Source organism: Neobacillus sp. PS2-9, assembly GCF_030915525.1.
Taxonomy (GTDB): Bacteria; Bacillota; Bacilli; order Bacillales; family Cytobacillaceae; genus Neobacillus.
This window is the reverse complement of record NZ_CP133269.1, coordinates 3,998,336-4,013,924: the sequence shown is the minus strand read 5'-3', so window position 1 is coordinate 4,013,924 and position 15,589 is coordinate 3,998,336. Positions and strand designations below refer to the sequence as shown.

General features: G+C 38.7%; 14 protein-coding genes. 10 read left to right on the top strand and 4 right to left on the bottom strand.

All coding sequences use genetic code 11. From position 1 onward, the window contains the following. Nucleotides 1–70 precede the first annotated feature (70 nt). From RCG25_RS20155 to RCG25_RS20140, 4 genes are all read left to right on the top strand, one after another. The gene (locus tag RCG25_RS20155) at nt 71–847 is read left to right on the top strand and encodes an enoyl-CoA hydratase-related protein (RefSeq protein ID WP_308080609.1); all 777 of its coding nucleotides are present in this window, start codon (nt 71–73) and stop codon (nt 845–847) included. A gap of 93 nt (nt 848–940) precedes the next feature. After that, nucleotides 941–1,672: an AzlC family ABC transporter permease gene (locus tag RCG25_RS20150; RefSeq protein ID WP_308080607.1), complete on the top strand. Its 732-nt coding sequence runs from the start codon at nt 941–943 to the stop codon at nt 1,670–1,672. After that, nucleotides 1,662–1,970, top strand: coding sequence for an AzlD domain-containing protein (locus RCG25_RS20145; RefSeq protein WP_308080606.1), 309 nt, complete (start codon nt 1,662–1,664; stop codon nt 1,968–1,970). The genes RCG25_RS20150 and RCG25_RS20145 overlap by 11 nt, the downstream gene beginning before the upstream one ends. Before the next feature lie 250 nt (nt 1,971–2,220). After that, nucleotides 2,221–3,492, top strand: coding sequence for a M48 family metallopeptidase (locus RCG25_RS20140; RefSeq protein WP_308080605.1), 1,272 nt, complete (start codon nt 2,221–2,223; stop codon nt 3,490–3,492). Between the two features lie 88 nt (nt 3,493–3,580). Here the strand turns inward: RCG25_RS20140 and RCG25_RS20135 are convergent, their stop codons facing one another. Beyond that, nucleotides 3,581–3,817 (bottom strand): IDEAL domain-containing protein, encoded by a 237-nt coding sequence (locus RCG25_RS20135; protein WP_308080604.1) that lies wholly within the window; start codon nt 3,815–3,817, stop codon nt 3,581–3,583. Between the two features lie 189 nt (nt 3,818–4,006). Here RCG25_RS20135 and RCG25_RS20130 point away from each other — a divergent pair, with 189 nt between their 5' ends. Then, nucleotides 4,007–4,585, top strand: coding sequence for a competence protein ComK (locus RCG25_RS20130; RefSeq protein WP_308080603.1), 579 nt, complete (start codon nt 4,007–4,009; stop codon nt 4,583–4,585). A gap of 18 nt (nt 4,586–4,603) precedes the next feature. Here RCG25_RS20130 and RCG25_RS20125 read toward each other — a convergent pair whose 3' ends face one another. Continuing rightward, entirely contained in the window at nt 4,604–4,969 is a 366-nt protein-coding gene (locus RCG25_RS20125; RefSeq protein ID WP_308080602.1) for a YhjD family protein, read from the bottom strand. Between the two features lie 266 nt (nt 4,970–5,235). On the opposite strand from RCG25_RS20125, the gene RCG25_RS20120 reads away from it, so the two are divergent. From RCG25_RS20120 to addA, 5 genes are all read left to right on the top strand, one after another. After that, on the top strand, nt 5,236–6,177 hold the full coding sequence (locus tag RCG25_RS20120) for an LCP family protein (protein WP_308080601.1): 942 nt from the start codon (nt 5,236–5,238) through the stop codon (nt 6,175–6,177). Between the two features lie 49 nt (nt 6,178–6,226). Beyond that, nucleotides 6,227–6,892: a TVP38/TMEM64 family protein gene (locus RCG25_RS20115; protein WP_308080600.1), complete on the top strand. Its 666-nt coding sequence runs from the start codon at nt 6,227–6,229 to the stop codon at nt 6,890–6,892. Then, the gene (lepB, locus tag RCG25_RS20110; protein WP_308080599.1) at nt 6,882–7,436 is read left to right on the top strand and encodes a signal peptidase I; all 555 of its coding nucleotides are present in this window, start codon (nt 6,882–6,884) and stop codon (nt 7,434–7,436) included. The genes RCG25_RS20115 and lepB overlap by 11 nt, the downstream gene beginning before the upstream one ends. Nucleotides 7,437–7,601: 165 nt before the next feature. Next, the gene (gene addB, locus RCG25_RS20105; RefSeq protein ID WP_308080598.1) at nt 7,602–11,099 is read left to right on the top strand and encodes a helicase-exonuclease AddAB subunit AddB; all 3,498 of its coding nucleotides are present in this window, start codon (nt 7,602–7,604) and stop codon (nt 11,097–11,099) included. Next, on the top strand, nt 11,092–14,874 hold the full coding sequence (gene addA, locus RCG25_RS20100) for a helicase-exonuclease AddAB subunit AddA (protein WP_308080597.1): 3,783 nt from the start codon (nt 11,092–11,094) through the stop codon (nt 14,872–14,874). The genes addB and addA overlap by 8 nt, the downstream gene beginning before the upstream one ends. 42 nt (nt 14,875–14,916) lie before the next feature. Here the strand turns inward: addA and RCG25_RS20095 are convergent, their stop codons facing one another. Then, nucleotides 14,917–15,135 (bottom strand): spore germination protein, encoded by a 219-nt coding sequence (locus RCG25_RS20095; RefSeq protein ID WP_308080596.1) that lies wholly within the window; start codon nt 15,133–15,135, stop codon nt 14,917–14,919. Nucleotides 15,136–15,189: 54 nt separating this feature from the next. Then, nucleotides 15,190–15,588: a spore germination protein GerPE gene (locus RCG25_RS20090; protein ID WP_308080595.1), complete on the bottom strand. Its 399-nt coding sequence runs from the start codon at nt 15,586–15,588 to the stop codon at nt 15,190–15,192. Nucleotide 15,589 lies beyond the last annotated feature (1 nt).

The following is a 15,589-nucleotide window of genomic DNA, read 5'->3' as shown; positions in this document are numbered from 1 at the left end:
AATTTTTTCTATGAAAGGCAGGCATTTAGCCTGTCTTTTTCGAATTCATTTATATAAAGGGGGAGTTCTTATGGAACAAATTTTACTACAAATATCTAATCACCTTGCAATCGTAACTATTAATCGTGAGGAATCACTGAATGCGTTTAATTACGAAACTCTGTTAGAATTACAGCAAAAGGTCGAAGAGATTCGGATTCATCCCGATGTTCGGGTCGTGATTTTTATTGGGGCGGGGGAAAAGTCTTTTAGTGTGGGTGCAGATTTAAAAGAGCGGAAGAACTTAACGGATGAGCAAGTGAAACGAAATTTGTTTAAAATCAATGAGGTGTTTAATGCAATCGACCAACTACCACAGCCTACTATTGCAGCGATAAACGGTTTTGCCTTTGGCGGAGGGATGGAGCTTGCGCTAGCATGTGATTTTCGCTTAGCTGCCAAAGAAGCGTTAATGGGACTAACGGAGACAGGTTTGGCTATCATCCCTGGCGCTGGTGGAACACAGCGGCTCCCACGCTTAATCGGTCAGGCAAAAGCTCTTGAGCTTATCCTAACTGCCCGAAGAATGACGGCTGATGAGGCATTGAGTGCTGGGGTGCTAACACGTGTTATTGAGCGGAAAAACTTATTGAATGAGTGCATTGATTTTTGTGAACAATTGCTTGCAAATGGCCCCATCGCATTACAGCAGGCAAAGTTTGCAATAAAAAATGGCATGAATACAGATTTACATACAGGTCTTCAAATTGAACGGAAAGCTTATGAGGTAACGCTACCAACCGAAGATCGGGTGGAAGCATTGCTAGCCTTTGCAGAAAAAAGAAAACCAGTTTTTAAAGGAAAATAAACATGGTCACCGCCATGTTTTTTGTTTTTATTTTACCTGAAAATTTGCTAAAATTTATGTTTAAATGAGAAATGTATTATTGGGGGAATTAAGTTGGCAGATATGGCAATTGGGAGAGAGACATCTGAGTTTAAGAAGGGACTCCAGGCAGGCATTACCATCGGGATTGGTTATTTTCCTATTGCACTAACTTTTGGGCTCCTCGCAAAAACTTCTGGCCTATCCATTTACGAAACCGTTTTAATGAGTATCATTGTATTTGCTGGTGCATCGCAATATATATCATTAAGTCTGATCGCTTACGGGACGGGGATCTTCGAAATTATTCTAACGACGTTTATTGTGAATATTCGTCACTTTTTAATGAGCACCACCTTAACGGAAAAATGTGAGGAAGACCATTTACTAAATAAACTACTATACTCTTTTGGCATTACGGATGAGACGTTTTCAGTGGTTGCCACGAAAGAAGGCACCGCTACAACCGGTTTTATGTTTGGTGTTATTTCCGTATCCTATTCAAGCTGGGTTGTATTTTCTGGAGTGGGTCACCTCATCGGGGCAAGTTTGCCACAAACCCTACAAGAAAGTATGAGTGTGGCACTTTATGCCATGTTTGTCGGTCTATTAGTCCCTTCCATGAAAAAAAGTGTAAAAGTTGTTTTTCTTGCTGCACTTGGTGCGGTGTTTAATTCCATTTTTACAATTAATCAACTTATGGCCCAAGGATGGGCTATAGTTACGGCAACTCTTTTATCAGCGGTTCTTATAGAGTTAGGAGAAGTTTTGAAAAATAAGCATCGGGGTGTACAACATGAAGAGTGAAATCATTTGGATGATTATTGGAATGGGACTAGTCACTTATATTCCTCGAATGCTGCCATTTGTCTTATTTAAAGGAAAAGAGCTGCCCCCATTTGTTCAGGGTGTCTTAAAAAATGTTCCATACGCTACTCTTGGTGCATTGATTTTTCCAGCTATTCTTTTTATTCAAAAGGGGGATATTTGGTATGGTGTTTTGGGGGCAGCCGCTGCTTTTCTTGCCGCATTTTTAGGAGCAAATGTGATTGTGGTTGTCCTTGGATCCATTGCTGTTCTTGCTCTTTATTCGTATCTTATGTAAGCCGGTCATGTACTGGCTTTTTTGCTTTAGAGGGAAGCATTTACTTCTACTTCGAGAATTGTCCAGCTCCAGCGCCTAGCCCCTCGGGTCAAATAACCTTCTGCAATAAAAGTCAAAGAGCGACTTTTTTGCAGAAGAACATTTGCCTGTCGGGGCTGATCAAGGCGCTTGCGCATTTCTTTGTTCTAAAACCGGCTGATTAAACTAAACTAAATATAGAGAGAGGCTGTACACAAAGGGGGACAAAGTGATGGTAAGAAAAATGGGGGTCTATTCGGTATTGGCCTTCTGTCTGTTTGGATTGTTTTTTTATTGGTACTTATTTTACTTTGCTGATACAAAGTTACCTTTTGAATATGAAGGATCTAAAGCAGACCCGGCTACCTTTTTAAATGGAAGGGAGCTTATGTTGAGCGAAGAGTATTCAAAAATTAGAAATCTATTGTTTTTTTTATCTACACCCTTTGAATGGTTATTTTATTTTTTACTATTATTGTTTGGCTTTTCTAAGGCTTTTAAGCGATGGGCAGATAGCTCCTCAAAGTACAAATTTCTGCAAACGGCGATCTATCTAATTTGGTTATCCTTTTTTGCCTTTTTAGCAACATTTCCTTTAAATTATATTAGTTATACCCTATCTAAGACGTATCATATTTCCACTCAAACCTTCCCTTCTTGGATGAAGGATGAATTAATTGATTTTTGGCTTAATTATGGGACATGGTTGATTATTGTGCCTGTTTTATATTGGCTTATGAAAAAAAGCAGTAAACGCTGGTGGCTCTACGGATGGTTGTTATCCATACCGTTTACCTTATTTATGATGTTCCTGCAACCAGTTGTTATTGACCCACTATACAATGATTTTTATCCGTTAAAAAATAAGGAATTAGAAACAAAGATTTTAGCCATAGCAGAGAAGGCAGACATTCCCGCACAGCATGTTTTTGAAGTAAATATGGCAGATAAAACAAATTCTTTAAATGCGTATGTAACGGGGATTGGTTCGAATGCTAGGATTGTCCTATGGGATACTACCTTGAATCGGTTGAATGATAACCAAATCCTCTTCATTATGGCACATGAAATGTGTCATTACGTCGAAAAACATATATACTTCGGCATTGGGGGATATCTGCTGCTCTCACTGCTCGGATTATATTTGACCTATAGGTTGATGAACTGGGCAACAAAGCGCTGGGGTAAGGAACTGAAAATAACGGATGTAGCGGATATACGTTCACTTCCTTTATTTTTCATGATTTTATCCATGCTTATGTTTGCGGCCAGTCCTTTTACAAATTTTGCTTCTCGCTATCAGGAAACACGGGCAGACAAATATGCGATTGAGATGACGAAAAACCCAGAAGCTGCGATTGCTTCGTTTCAGGAGTTAAGTCGCTCAGGTTTAAGTCAAGTCAACCCACCTTTCTTAGTGAAAATTTTTCGTTATACACATCCTTCTATGCTCGACCGAATTTCAAAGCTGGAGGAATACGAAATCAAACTAAAAAATAAATAACAAACTGAGGCTAAAGATCATACGTGACTTTAGCCTCTTTTTCTTAAAACAAAAAACCGCCCAATTCAGGCGGTTCACGAAGGTTAATTTACGTTCCAAATCGTTTGTTAATGTCCTTGAGCTGTCCAGATAGAAGGAGAAATAATCGTTTGTCTCGCCTGTCGATGGCCGAATCAATCTTACGTAATAATTTTTCCTTTTCCACTGTTAGCTGAATTTCCGATAAAAGCATGTCGATGTATAAATCCTGGACGAAGTTCTCTTTCAGTTGATTGCGTTTCATGGCACCAAGTTTCATTAATTCTGTGTATGATTTTTCATTCATGAAAATCACCTCTGATGCTTTTTTCTATTATATGGAGTTTTCTTATTATTATCAATACTATTTATAATTTTCTGAAAAATAATTACTTGACACTTAATGTGAACAATTTAGCAACAATTCAGAAAAAACAATGAATTATTTGTAAAAAGTGGTAAGATGTGGTAGAAACTATTAAAGGAGCTGAATGGATTGAAGCAAAAAATTATTGAAGAATATGAGGTTAACTCATCCACCATGTTTATAAAACCAGTGGAGTACGGCAGTAAAATATATTCTCAGATCTATGAGGCGGATGGTGAATTCTTGTCTCCATATAAACCATTTGATATCATCAAACATAGTTGCGAATATTATTTAGCTGATTACCAATCAAGGCGAAGGGCAACAAAAGATCTAACTAATTACACACGTAAAGTACCAATTGCGATTGAACCGAGTAACGACATCTTCTTTTTCCCTACTGCTTCACCTGAGAGTTCTGTTTGTATGTGGTTTTCGCTATCACAAATTGAAAATCATTTGCCAGCACCAGGTGCGAAAACCAAAGTTCTGTTTCAAAATAAACAATCACTTCTATTCGATGTTCCTTTTGCTACATTTAACAATCAGATGGAAAGAACTTCTCATGTAAAAGCGAAGTTTTTACAAAGATTAGAAAGAAAAGGAAATAAAAAGACATTTTATTTAATAAACAGGCCTAAATTAGGGAAGGCATCAGAAACCCAAAGAGAATATACGAATCATAGTAAAACTCCGAATCCGAAATAAGAGTTGCTACCCATTATTTTAACGGGACAGATGTTTTTTTAGTAAGTAGGCTTCCATTAATTCTTGAACCTTATTTCGAATTCGTGGATTAAAGTAATTATGGTTTTCCTCATAGCCTTTGTAAACAAACATATACATCGTAAAAGCGTCGTCCCGTTTTATTTCAATTACTTGGAGTTTATTTTTTTTCATATATTGTTTTACCTCAGCCAATTCCCGCTGAATTTCCTTCATTGTTTCCTCAATCAAATCCAAATACGGTTTTTTTAATTTGAAGGGACTTTTTTCTACAACAGATAAATCCCGGTTTAGGACAATCAGAACCATCGGTAAATAAATGGCTTTCTCCATAATGTCACGATCATTCTCTGGAATTCGGGTCATGGATACTCCACCTTTCTGCAGAATAGAACAAGTGTTCCTTTTTATTTTACGAAAAAGCAACAATAAAAGCAATAGGACTTTATTTTTACCAAAGCTCGTCTTGTGGCGAGCTTTCTTTGTTGCAAATTTCGCCAAATTTATGAGAAAGTTTTTATTAATAGAAGGATATCTGGTAGGGGAAAATGAATTAAATGGAGAAACCTTTAAAAAGAAATACCAGTCATATATAGGTGAAGATAAAACAGGGACGAATGGGTGGTAAACAAATGAGAGCTGACAAACATCAACATAAGAAAAAGAGAAGATGGACGTCCATTTTGCTTGTATTCTTACTTTTAATTGGAGCAGGAGCTGGTTATGCCTATTTTCAATTTAAACAAGGAGTAAATCAATCATTAAAGAAATTAAATAAGGGCAATACGGATACGGAAGAAGTCTATACATTTGAAGGACAAAAGGATCAGTATGGAGATACGAATATTTTATTGCTTGGAAGTGATGCTAGAGGGAAAGAAAAGTCCCGGGCAGATACCATTATGATTGCACACTACAACGAGGACAAAGGGACCTTCAAACTAACATCCATTATGAGGGATAGTTATGTAGAAATTCCTGGTCATGGGAAACATAAGATTAATTCAGCTTTCGCACGTGGGGGTCCAGAGTTAATGAGACAAACGATTAAACAAAACTTTAATATTGACCTTCAATATTATGCTATTGTTGATTTCCAAGGCTTTGTCCAGTTGATTGATGAAGCATTTCCAAATGGAATAGAAATAGACGTGGAGAAGAAGATGTCTGGTAATATTTACATGACGATTGAGCCAGGCCTACAAAGATTGAATGGTACACAATTGCTTGGATATGTTCGCTTCCGTCATGATGCTGTAGGCGATTTTGGGCGGGTCGAACGTCAACAAAAGGTAGTAAAGGCAATTGGAGACCAGTTGAGTGGTTTTCAAACCATTACGAAATTGCCCAAACTTATTGGGGTTGTTACACCGTATGTGAAAACTAATATGGACACATCTGATATGTTATTTATGGCAAAGGATTTCTTTTCAGATAAAAGAGGAAATGTAGCTACCCTACGAATCCCAGTGGAAGACAGTTTTACAGAGCCGAGAATTAAAGGAGAAGGTGCTGTTTTAGATATTGATGTCGAAAAGAATAAAGAAGCTCTTCATCAATTCATTACACAGTGAAATTTCTCTAGTACAAAATGAATAGTACAAAAAATAAAGGAGAAATGGGATGGACTTTGATGCATTGAAAGCATGGTTTACGCTTGAAAATATTATGAGTCTAATACGGGAATATCGAGCCCTTGGTCCATTACCTGGCATCTTGCTAACCATTATTGAAGCATTTCTTCCGTTTCTCCCATTATTCCTATTTGTAATGGCTAATGCAAGTGCATTCGGACTGTGGTTAGGTTTTTTATATTCATGGATTGGAACTTGTATCGGGGCACTACTGGTTTTTTTGCTAGTCAGGAAATACGGGCAAAGAAGATTATTATCTTTTTTGCCGAAGCACCCTAAAGTTCGTAAGCTCATGGATTGGGTGGAGCACCACGGTTTTGGTCCGCTTTTTTTACTACTGTGCTTTCCATTTACCCCATCGGCAGTTGTCAATATTGTCGCTGGTCTTTCAAAAATTAGCACTGCCCAATATATGCTTGCTGTTTGCATTGGTAAAATGGTGATGATTTTCACTATAAGTTTTATAGGATATGATATTCATTCATTAATAACTAAACCTTTTCGCACGGTCATAGTATTTCTTGTTATTTTCATTCTTTGGTATATAGGAAAAAGAATTGAACTTAGATTGAATAAGAGTACAGAAACTGACCATAATGAAGAATTATATAGAGACATAGAGCTGGAGAAAAGGAGGAGTTACAATGAAGATTGAATGGAAAAAGGAAGGAATGGAATGGGTTAAGGCGTTTGCAATAGGTATTATTATTTTTGCTTTTATTCGGACATTTTTCTTCTCCAACTATATTGTGGAAGGCGAATCAATGATGCCAACTCTACAGGATGGAAACAAACTTGTAGTGAATAAACTTGGCTATCAAGTGGGGGAATTGAATCGCTTTGACGTAATCGTGTTTCACGCAAATGCAAAAGAAGACTTTGTTAAAAGAATTATTGGGCTTCCAGGTGATAAACTAGAGTATCGTAATGATCAATTATATATTAATGGGCATAAATATGAAGAGCCGTTTTTAGATGTTTACAAACAGAAGTCACCTGGTTTAAAAATAACAGGCGATTTTAGTTTGAAAGAAATAACAGGCGAAAATACAGTGCCTGAAGGGAAATTATTCGTACTGGGTGATAATCGACTAGGAAGCTGGGACAGCCGTCAATTCGGCTTTATCTCCGCAACCCAAGTGGTTGGGAAAGTAGATTTACGCTACTGGCCATTGAATGAAATGGACATCCATTTTTAATATTTTTAGAGCAGGACAGGCACGATTGGTAAAATCGTGTTTTTTTTTGCGGAAAAATACCAATTATGGTTTTAATCACAGTAATAGATACAAACATTTGTACTACTTTTTATGATAAAATGAAAGATAGAGATTTTTACAGTTTATAGGAAGTGAGGTTGGCATATGACATTAAGAATGGTAATTGGACGATCAGGAAGCGGCAAAACTGCCCTGTTTCTTGATGAAATACGTACTCGACTAATCAATCAACCAGAAGGCACTCCCATTATATATATTGTTCCTGATCAGATGACATTCTTATCAGAATACCGCTTGGCTACTGACCTAAAGCTAAGGGGGATGATTCGGGCACAAGTATTTAGCTTTTCCCGGTTAGCGTGGAGAATCCTTCAGGAAACAGGCGGTATAAGCCGGGTACATTTAAGTAATGTCGGAATTAATATGTTAATCCGCAAAATAATTGATGAGCAGAAGGACCAATTGAACCTTTTTCAAAGGGCTGCAGATAAGACTGGATTCGTTCAGCAAGTGGAGCAAATGATTATCGAATTTAAGAGGTATTGCATTAGTCCCGAGGAACTAATGCAAGCCCCAAAACAGGTTGGAGCAGGAGAAACCTCTGGTTCAATGGCCCTGAATGATAAATTAATGGATTTAGAAATCATTTATCAAAAATTCGAAGAGGAAATATTTGGAAAATATCTCGATTCTGAGGATTATTTTCGTCTTCTGTCAGAGAAGATATCTAGCTCTTCCTATTTGAAAGAGGCAGAAATCTATATTGATGGATTTTATAGCTTTTCACCGCAGGAATATCGTGTGTTGACCGAGTTGATGAAACATTGCCAAAGGGTTTCCATCGCGTTGACAACGGAGCACCTTTCGGTAGAATCTAAACCAGATGAGCTTGATTTGTTTCGCTTATCAAGTGAAACCAGTTACTCCATTTATGATTTGGCAAGGGCAGAAGGGATAGAAATGGAGGAGCCTGTTACCCTCCAAGAGCAAAAAAAATGGAGTCATCTGTCCTTACGTCATTTAGAGGGGAATTTTGATGCCCGTCCGGCCATTCCTTTTTATGGGAAGACGGAAATCAATATTTGCCAAGCGGTCAACCGCCGAGCTGAAATTGAAGGAATTGCAAGAGAAACTCGCCGCTTAGTTAGAGAAAAAGGGTACCGCTACCGAGACATCGCATTACTAATCCGTAACGGACAAGACTATCATGAAATTGTTGAGCCAGTATTCGAAGATTATCAGATCCCTTATTTTATTGACCAAAAACGGACAATGTTAAATCATCCTCTTATAGAGCTAATCCGCTCGACGCTGGAAGTGATTAACACATACTGGCGCTATGAATCTATTTTCAGAGTCATTAAAACGGAATTAATCTTTCCGTTACAGGAAAATCCGATAAAAATGCGGGAGAAGATGGATAGGCTTGAAAATTACGTCTTGGCTTACGGCATTAAAGGAAGTAAGTGGACGAAAAAGGATCGCTGGAGTTACCGGAGAATTAGAGGGCTAGAGTTGGATGGAAATGGCCAAACCGATGCCGAACGCAAAATGGAGCAGGAATTAAATGAGTTAAAGCTAATGGTAACGGCACCGATTCTCCGCCTTTCAAGGCGATTGAAGAAGGCAGATACCGGACGTAAACTTTGCGAAGCCATCTATCTATTTTTAGAAGAATTAGATATTCCTGAGAAGCTTGAAAAGTGGAAAGTGGAAGCGGAAGAAAAGGGTAATCTTGTGAAAATGCGAGAGCACGAACAGGTGTGGAACGCGGTCATTGATTTATTAGACCAATATGTAGAGATTTTAGGAGATGAACCAGTCTCACTAAAGTCCTTTGCAGCTATCTTAGAATCTGGATTTGAGTCTTTACATTTTTCCCTAATACCACCTGCACTAGATCAAGTTTTAATTGGAGACTTAGAGAAATCAAGATTAATGGATATCAAGGTCTGTTTCGTGGTTGGCGTCAATGAGGGAGTATTACCAGCAAAAATATCAGACGAAGGAATACTATCAGATGAAGATCGGGAAATGCTTCTTTCAGCAGGTATCAACGTCGCACCAAGCTGTCGAACACGTTTGCTGGATGAGAATTTTCTAGCCTATAAAGCTTTTACTGCACCCGCTGAGGAGCTTTACGTAACCTATCCATTAGCAAATGATGAGGGGAAAGCTCTAATTGCCTCTTCGTATATCAAGAGGATAAAAGATATGTTCCCTGAGGCGAGAGAACATTATTATGTTTCAGACCCAGCTGAATTGCCGGAAGAGGGACAGTTGAGCTTTATTACAAACTTTACCACAACATTATCTTATTTGAATTCCCAACTTCAGCTGAACAAACGAAATTATCCGATCTCAAATCTATGGTGGGATGTGTATAACTATTATTTAGAAAGTCCGGGAAAGGAAAAGGCAAAAAAAGTGTTTTCGAGCCTTTTTTATACGAACCAGACGGTCCAGCTTTCTAAACAGGTAGCAGACGAATTATACGGAGATACCATTCAGGCGAGTGTATCGAGAATGGAATTGTTTAATAGCTGTGCTTTTACTCATTTTGTTCAGCATGGTTTGAGGCTTCGAGAAAGACAAATTTACCGCTTAGAAGCGCCTGATATAGGAGAGTTATTTCACGCAGCTATAAAGTATATTTCTGATACAGTTAATACACAAAACATCTCATGGGCGCAGTTAACGAAAGTGCAATGTGAGGAATTATCCAAAGAAGCAGTCAATGCCATAGCTCCAAAATTACAAAACGAGATTTTGTTGAGTTCCGAGAGGCATCATTATATCAAGCGTAAATTAGAGCAAATTATTACCCGTGCTTCACTTGTGTTAAGTGAGCATGCAAAAGTAAGTGGATTCTCCCCAATTGGATTAGAATTGGGATTTGGAGCAAATGCGGAACTGCCGCCATTAAGTTTTCCATTAAAAAATGGAAAGAGAATGGAGTTAGCTGGGCGAATTGATAGGGTCGATCAAGCAAAGAGTGAAGACGATAATGTGTTCTTAAGGGTAATTGATTATAAATCGAGTGAAAAAGACGTGCATTTAAGTGATGTATATTATGGTCTCTCCCTGCAAATGATCACCTATTTGGATATTGTTATGACCTACTCAAAGGAATTAGTCGAGATGGAGGCAAGTCCTGCAGGTGTCCTTTATTTTCATGTTCATAATCCGCTTATTAACTCAACAAAATTGTTGACGATGGATGAAATCGAAGCAGAAATTATGAAGAAATTTAAGATGAATGGTTTATTGTTAAGTGATCAAAGTGTAATCAAACTCATGGACCAAACACTTGAGTCAGGTGATTCACACATTATTTCTGCTGGAATTAAGAAGGATGGTAACTTAACCAAGCGCTCAAAAGTGGCTAGCATGGAGCATTTTAATGATTTAAGAAATTATGTAAGGACAATGTATCAGAAATCGGGGAACGCTATCGTCGATGGACATGTAGAGATTTCTCCATATAAACAGAAGGACAAAAAGGCTTGTACCTTCTGTCCTTATAAATCAGTTTGTCAATTAGATGAAGGAATTGAGAGTAGTCCTTATCGTGTGATTACACCGTTATCAAATGAAAAGGTACTTGATTTAATCCGAGAGGAGTTGAGTGGAAATGAGTAATTCTTTTATCCCGCCGAAACCTGCAGATGCTACTTGGACAGAAGATCAGTGGAAAGCGATTATGGCTAAGAATAAAGATATTCTCGTAGCAGCTGCGGCCGGATCAGGAAAAACGGCAGTCCTTGTAGAAAGAATCATTCAAAAGATTCTTTCAACCGACGACCCCATCAATGTGGATGAATTATTAGTAGTGACGTTTACGAATGCTTCCGCTGCGGAGATGAGGCATCGAATTGGAGAAGCATTAGAAAAAGCGATTGATGCGGATCCTGGTTCTCGGCACTTACGAAAGCAGCTCAGCTTACTAAATAAAGCCTCCATTTCCACTCTTCACTCTTTTTGTATGGAGGTTATCCGGAAGTATTACTACTTGATTGATGTGGACCCCGGGTTTCGAATCGCAGATGAAACCGAAGCACAGCTAATTAGAGATGAAGTAATGGACGAGCTTTTTGAAGTAGAATACGGTAAACCAGAAAACGAAGCCTTTTTTAATCTAGTTGATTCGTTTACGAGTGATCGAAGTGACGATGCACTACAGGATATTGTGCGATCGATTTATGATTTTGCCCGTTCAAATCCGATTCCAGAGCAATATTTACAATCTATTATTGACATGTATAACGTTGTTCCGACAACAAATATTGAAGACCTTCCATTTGTCCAGGCGCTTCTTTTTGATATTGAATTGCAACTGGAAGCTGCAAAGGAAATGATAAAGCGAGGCTTGGAGATTACCAAGCTACCGAATGGACCAGCACCTAGGGCGGAGAATTTTTTAGAGGATCTGCATGTAATTGATACACTAATAAAAGCGAAAGAAGATTCTTGGGAGATATTGTATCAGGCCATGCAAACCTGGTCCTTTTCACGTGCAAAGCCAGTGAAGGGTGATCACTTCGATAAGGAATTAGCAGAGAAGGCCCAGAAACTGCGGGAAAAAGCAAAGAAGAAAATTCAAGATATTGGTGAAGAACTCTTTTCACGTAAGCCAGATAGTTTCTTGCGAGATATGGAAGAAATGAAACCGTTAATTGAAACACTTGTCTATCTTGTAAAAGACTTTGCTGAGCGGTTTGAAAAAGCAAAGAGAGAAAAAGGACTAGTGGACTATGCCGATCTCGAGCATTTTTGTCTGCAAATTTTAACAGGAGAAAATCCTGGTGTAGGTGAATTTCAACCTTCAGAGGCAGCTCTTGCATATAGGAGACATTTTAAAGAAGTCTACTGTGATGAATATCAGGATACAAATATGGTGCAAGAAACAATACTGAAGCTAGTGACGAAGGATGAGGAGCAATTTGGCAACCTGTTCATGGTAGGGGATGTGAAACAGTCCATCTACCGGTTCCGGTTGGCAGAGCCAAACCTATTTTTAGGTAAGTATAATCGTTTTACTGTTACTGGTGAATCAACAGGATTGCGAATTGATTTGGCACGAAATTTTAGAAGCAGGAAAGAAGTACTCGAGGCGACCAATTATATATTCAAACAAATCATGGGTGTAAGAGTTGGTGAAATCGAATACGATGAAGCAGCAGAACTGCGGAATGGGGCACCGTATCCAGACGATGAACCATTTCCTGTAGAGCTGATTCTTATCGATCAAAATGCTGAATTACAAGAAACGCCTGAGGAAACAGAAGCAGTGGCTGAAATGGCCCAGGCCGGATTTGATGCAGCAGAACTTGAACAATCTCAGCTTGAAGCCAGAGTAATTGCTGCTAAAATTAAAGAATTAGTCCAACAGAGTTCACCTGTTTATAATACGAAAACGAAGACGAACCGTCCGTTAATGTACCGAGACATTGTCATTCTGCTAAGATCCATGACATGGGCACCGCAAATAATGGAGGAATTTAAGCAGCAAGGCATTCCAATCTATGCCAATTTATCCACAGGCTATTTTGAGGCAACTGAAGTTGCAATTATGATGTCCTTGCTCCGAGTGATTGATAATCCTTCCCAGGATATCCCGATTGCATCCGTGCTGCGTTCACCTATCGTAGGTCTAAATGAAGAGGAACTTGCAAAAATTCGCATTCACCAGAAAAAGGGGTCTTTTTGGGATGCCGTTACCACTTTTTGTCATAGCAAGCCTGACGAGACAACTGAAACTTTTTATGAAAAAGTCCGACGCTTTTATGATGCTCTAACAGAATGGCGTTCAATGGCAAGACGTGGTTCACTGTCGGAGTTAATTTGGCAGTTATACCGTGATACCCAGTTCTATGATTTTGTCGGAGGTCTGCCGGGTGGAAAACAGCGCCAAGCGAATTTACGAGCTCTTTATGACAGAGCGCGGCAATATGAACAAACCTCCTTCCGTGGGTTATTCCGGTTTTTACGTTTTATTGAACGAATGATTGAAAGAGGGAATGACTTAGGCGCTGCCAGAGCGTTAGGTGAGCAAGAGGATGTTGTGAGGATTATGACCATCCATAGCAGTAAAGGGCTCGAATTTCCGGTTGTGTTTATGGCAGGAATGGCAAGACAATTTAATTTGTCCGATATTCGTAAACCATATATGCTAGATAAAGAATATGGATTTGCTGCGAAGTATGTCAATATAAAGAAACGGATATCGTATCCATCACTGCCGCAAATTGCTTTTAAGCGAAAGAAGAAAATGGAAATGCTCGCCGAGGAAATGCGTGTATTATACGTGGCAATGACAAGGGCAAAAGAGAAGCTATATGCAACGGCTACCTTAAAGGATGCCTTAAAAAAAATCGATCAGTGGAATGATGTCTCCTCTAATACAAAATGGCTGTTAAAGGATTATGAAAGGGCATCAGCAAACAGCTACATCGATTGGATTGGTCCTGCACTTATTCGCCATCAAGACTGCAGTGAATTACGAACTAGAGGTGAAGTCAATATACTAGTTCCATCAGAAATTACCAATCATCCTTCTTCATGGAACATTTCATTGCTAAATGCGGAAGAAATTAAAAAACAGGAATTAACACTTGAACTGGAACAAGACCACTTTATGGAGATGGTACAAAAGGCAGAACCAGTACCAGTAGAATCCCTTTTTGCTGAGGAAATACATGACCGATTAACTTGGGAATATTCTTATCCAAGCGCAGCAATCCATCGCTCAAAGCAATCGGTTTCTGAAATCAAGCGCAGCAGGGAAATAGCGGATGAACATAGCGGTACAGAACTTGTTCGGCATTTTAAGAAGACCATCTCAAAGCGACCTAAGTTTATGCAGGAAAAACAATTAAGCCCTGCTGAGCGGGGGACAGCCATGCATATGGTGATGCAGCATGTGGACCTATCAAGACCTTTTAGTGAGGAATCCATAAAGGAACAACTTGAATGGATGGTAAATAATGAGCTGCTTACCCCGGAGCAAGCGGAGGTAATTGATAGCAATTTAATTGTTCAGTTTTTTCATTCAGAACTGGGACAAAGGTATTTTCATGCGAAAGCTATTCATAGGGAAATCCCGTTCACACTCTCACTGCCTGCAAATGAAGTTTATCCAAATTGGAAAGATTCAGAGGAAGCTGTTTTTGTACAAGGAATTATTGATTGCATCCTTGAAGATGAAAATGGCTTGGTACTAATTGATTATAAATCAGATGGAATTACAGACAGGTATAAAGGTGGTTTTTCACAGGCAAGCCCTATCCTTGAAGAGCGTTACAAGCTGCAAATTAATTTATATACAAGGGCGATTGAACAGATTTGGAAAAGAAATGTTGTAGAAAGATATTTATTTTTCTTTGATGGAGCCCATATCTTAAAGGTTAATAAATAAGTTAATTAAAAAATGAGGCTGACATTGAGTCATCCTCATTTTTTAATTATTACCCGCTATAGGCTGGTCGATAAGGTTTGTATCAAGAACATTCGTACCGCTTAATCCATTATTTGTTATAATGAATCCCCCAGTATTAAATGCTCCTGAACCGGCATTTGTTTTGGATCCGCTTTTCGGTGAAATATATAAAGCATCCCCAAATTGCACAATTCCCCCGCCTACGTTAACGATTTGTACTGGACCGATAATCGCTGGCATCTAAAACATCCTTTTCATTGACTGATTCCATATAATATTTAACCTATGCGTGGATCATTGTCCTTGTTCTTGGTCTTCCTCTCTAGGAACAGGCAGAAGCTGTCTGATATGCTTTACCCGTACCTCCATTGAAACATCTTTGCTGTTACCTACATGTAAGAGCGAGGAGGATGAAATAGCGATGATGTCAATGTTATGAACCTTAATAACTGGGCTTAAGTGATGTTGAGAAAATAAAAGGTCCTCGTTTACTGGTTCGAAGGGTATTGGCTCACTATAGACAGGATAGGAAAAAAGATCCCCTTCATTTCCATAAAACTGCTCTGTTTCCCTTTGTACAGCGAGTGCTTTAGAAAATCCATTAATAATACAGGAATCTCCTAGTTGGAGGATAGAAGCAAACGAGACGATGTCTATATTAATTGCATCTACACATGATGTTCTGCCAAGCATA

Bases quoted from the DNA above. Each gene is read 5' to 3' on its own strand.
- RCG25_RS20155 (WP_308080609.1), top strand. From the start codon at position 71: ATGGAACAAATTTTACTACAAATATCTAATCACCTTGCAATCGTAACT.
- RCG25_RS20145 (WP_308080606.1), top strand. From the start codon at position 1,662: ATGAAGAGTGAAATCATTTGGATGATTATTGGAATGGGACTAGTCACT.
- RCG25_RS20140 (WP_308080605.1), top strand. From the start codon at position 2,221: ATGGTAAGAAAAATGGGGGTCTATTCGGTATTGGCCTTCTGTCTGTTT.
- RCG25_RS20135 (WP_308080604.1), bottom strand. From the start codon at position 3,817: ATGAATGAAAAATCATACACAGAATTAATGAAACTTGGTGCCATGAAA.
- RCG25_RS20125 (WP_308080602.1), bottom strand. From the start codon at position 4,969: ATGACCCGAATTCCAGAGAATGATCGTGACATTATGGAGAAAGCCATT.
- RCG25_RS20120 (WP_308080601.1), top strand. From the start codon at position 5,236: ATGAGAGCTGACAAACATCAACATAAGAAAAAGAGAAGATGGACGTCC.
- RCG25_RS20115 (WP_308080600.1), top strand. From the start codon at position 6,227: ATGGACTTTGATGCATTGAAAGCATGGTTTACGCTTGAAAATATTATG.
- lepB (WP_308080599.1), top strand. From the start codon at position 6,882: ATGAAGATTGAATGGAAAAAGGAAGGAATGGAATGGGTTAAGGCGTTT.
- addB (WP_308080598.1), top strand. From the start codon at position 7,602: ATGACATTAAGAATGGTAATTGGACGATCAGGAAGCGGCAAAACTGCC.
- addA (WP_308080597.1), top strand. From the start codon at position 11,092: ATGAGTAATTCTTTTATCCCGCCGAAACCTGCAGATGCTACTTGGACA.
- RCG25_RS20095 (WP_308080596.1), bottom strand. From the start codon at position 15,135: ATGCCAGCGATTATCGGTCCAGTACAAATCGTTAACGTAGGCGGGGGA.
- RCG25_RS20090 (WP_308080595.1), bottom strand. From the start codon at position 15,588: ATGCTTGGCAGAACATCATGTGTAGATGCAATTAATATAGACATCGTC.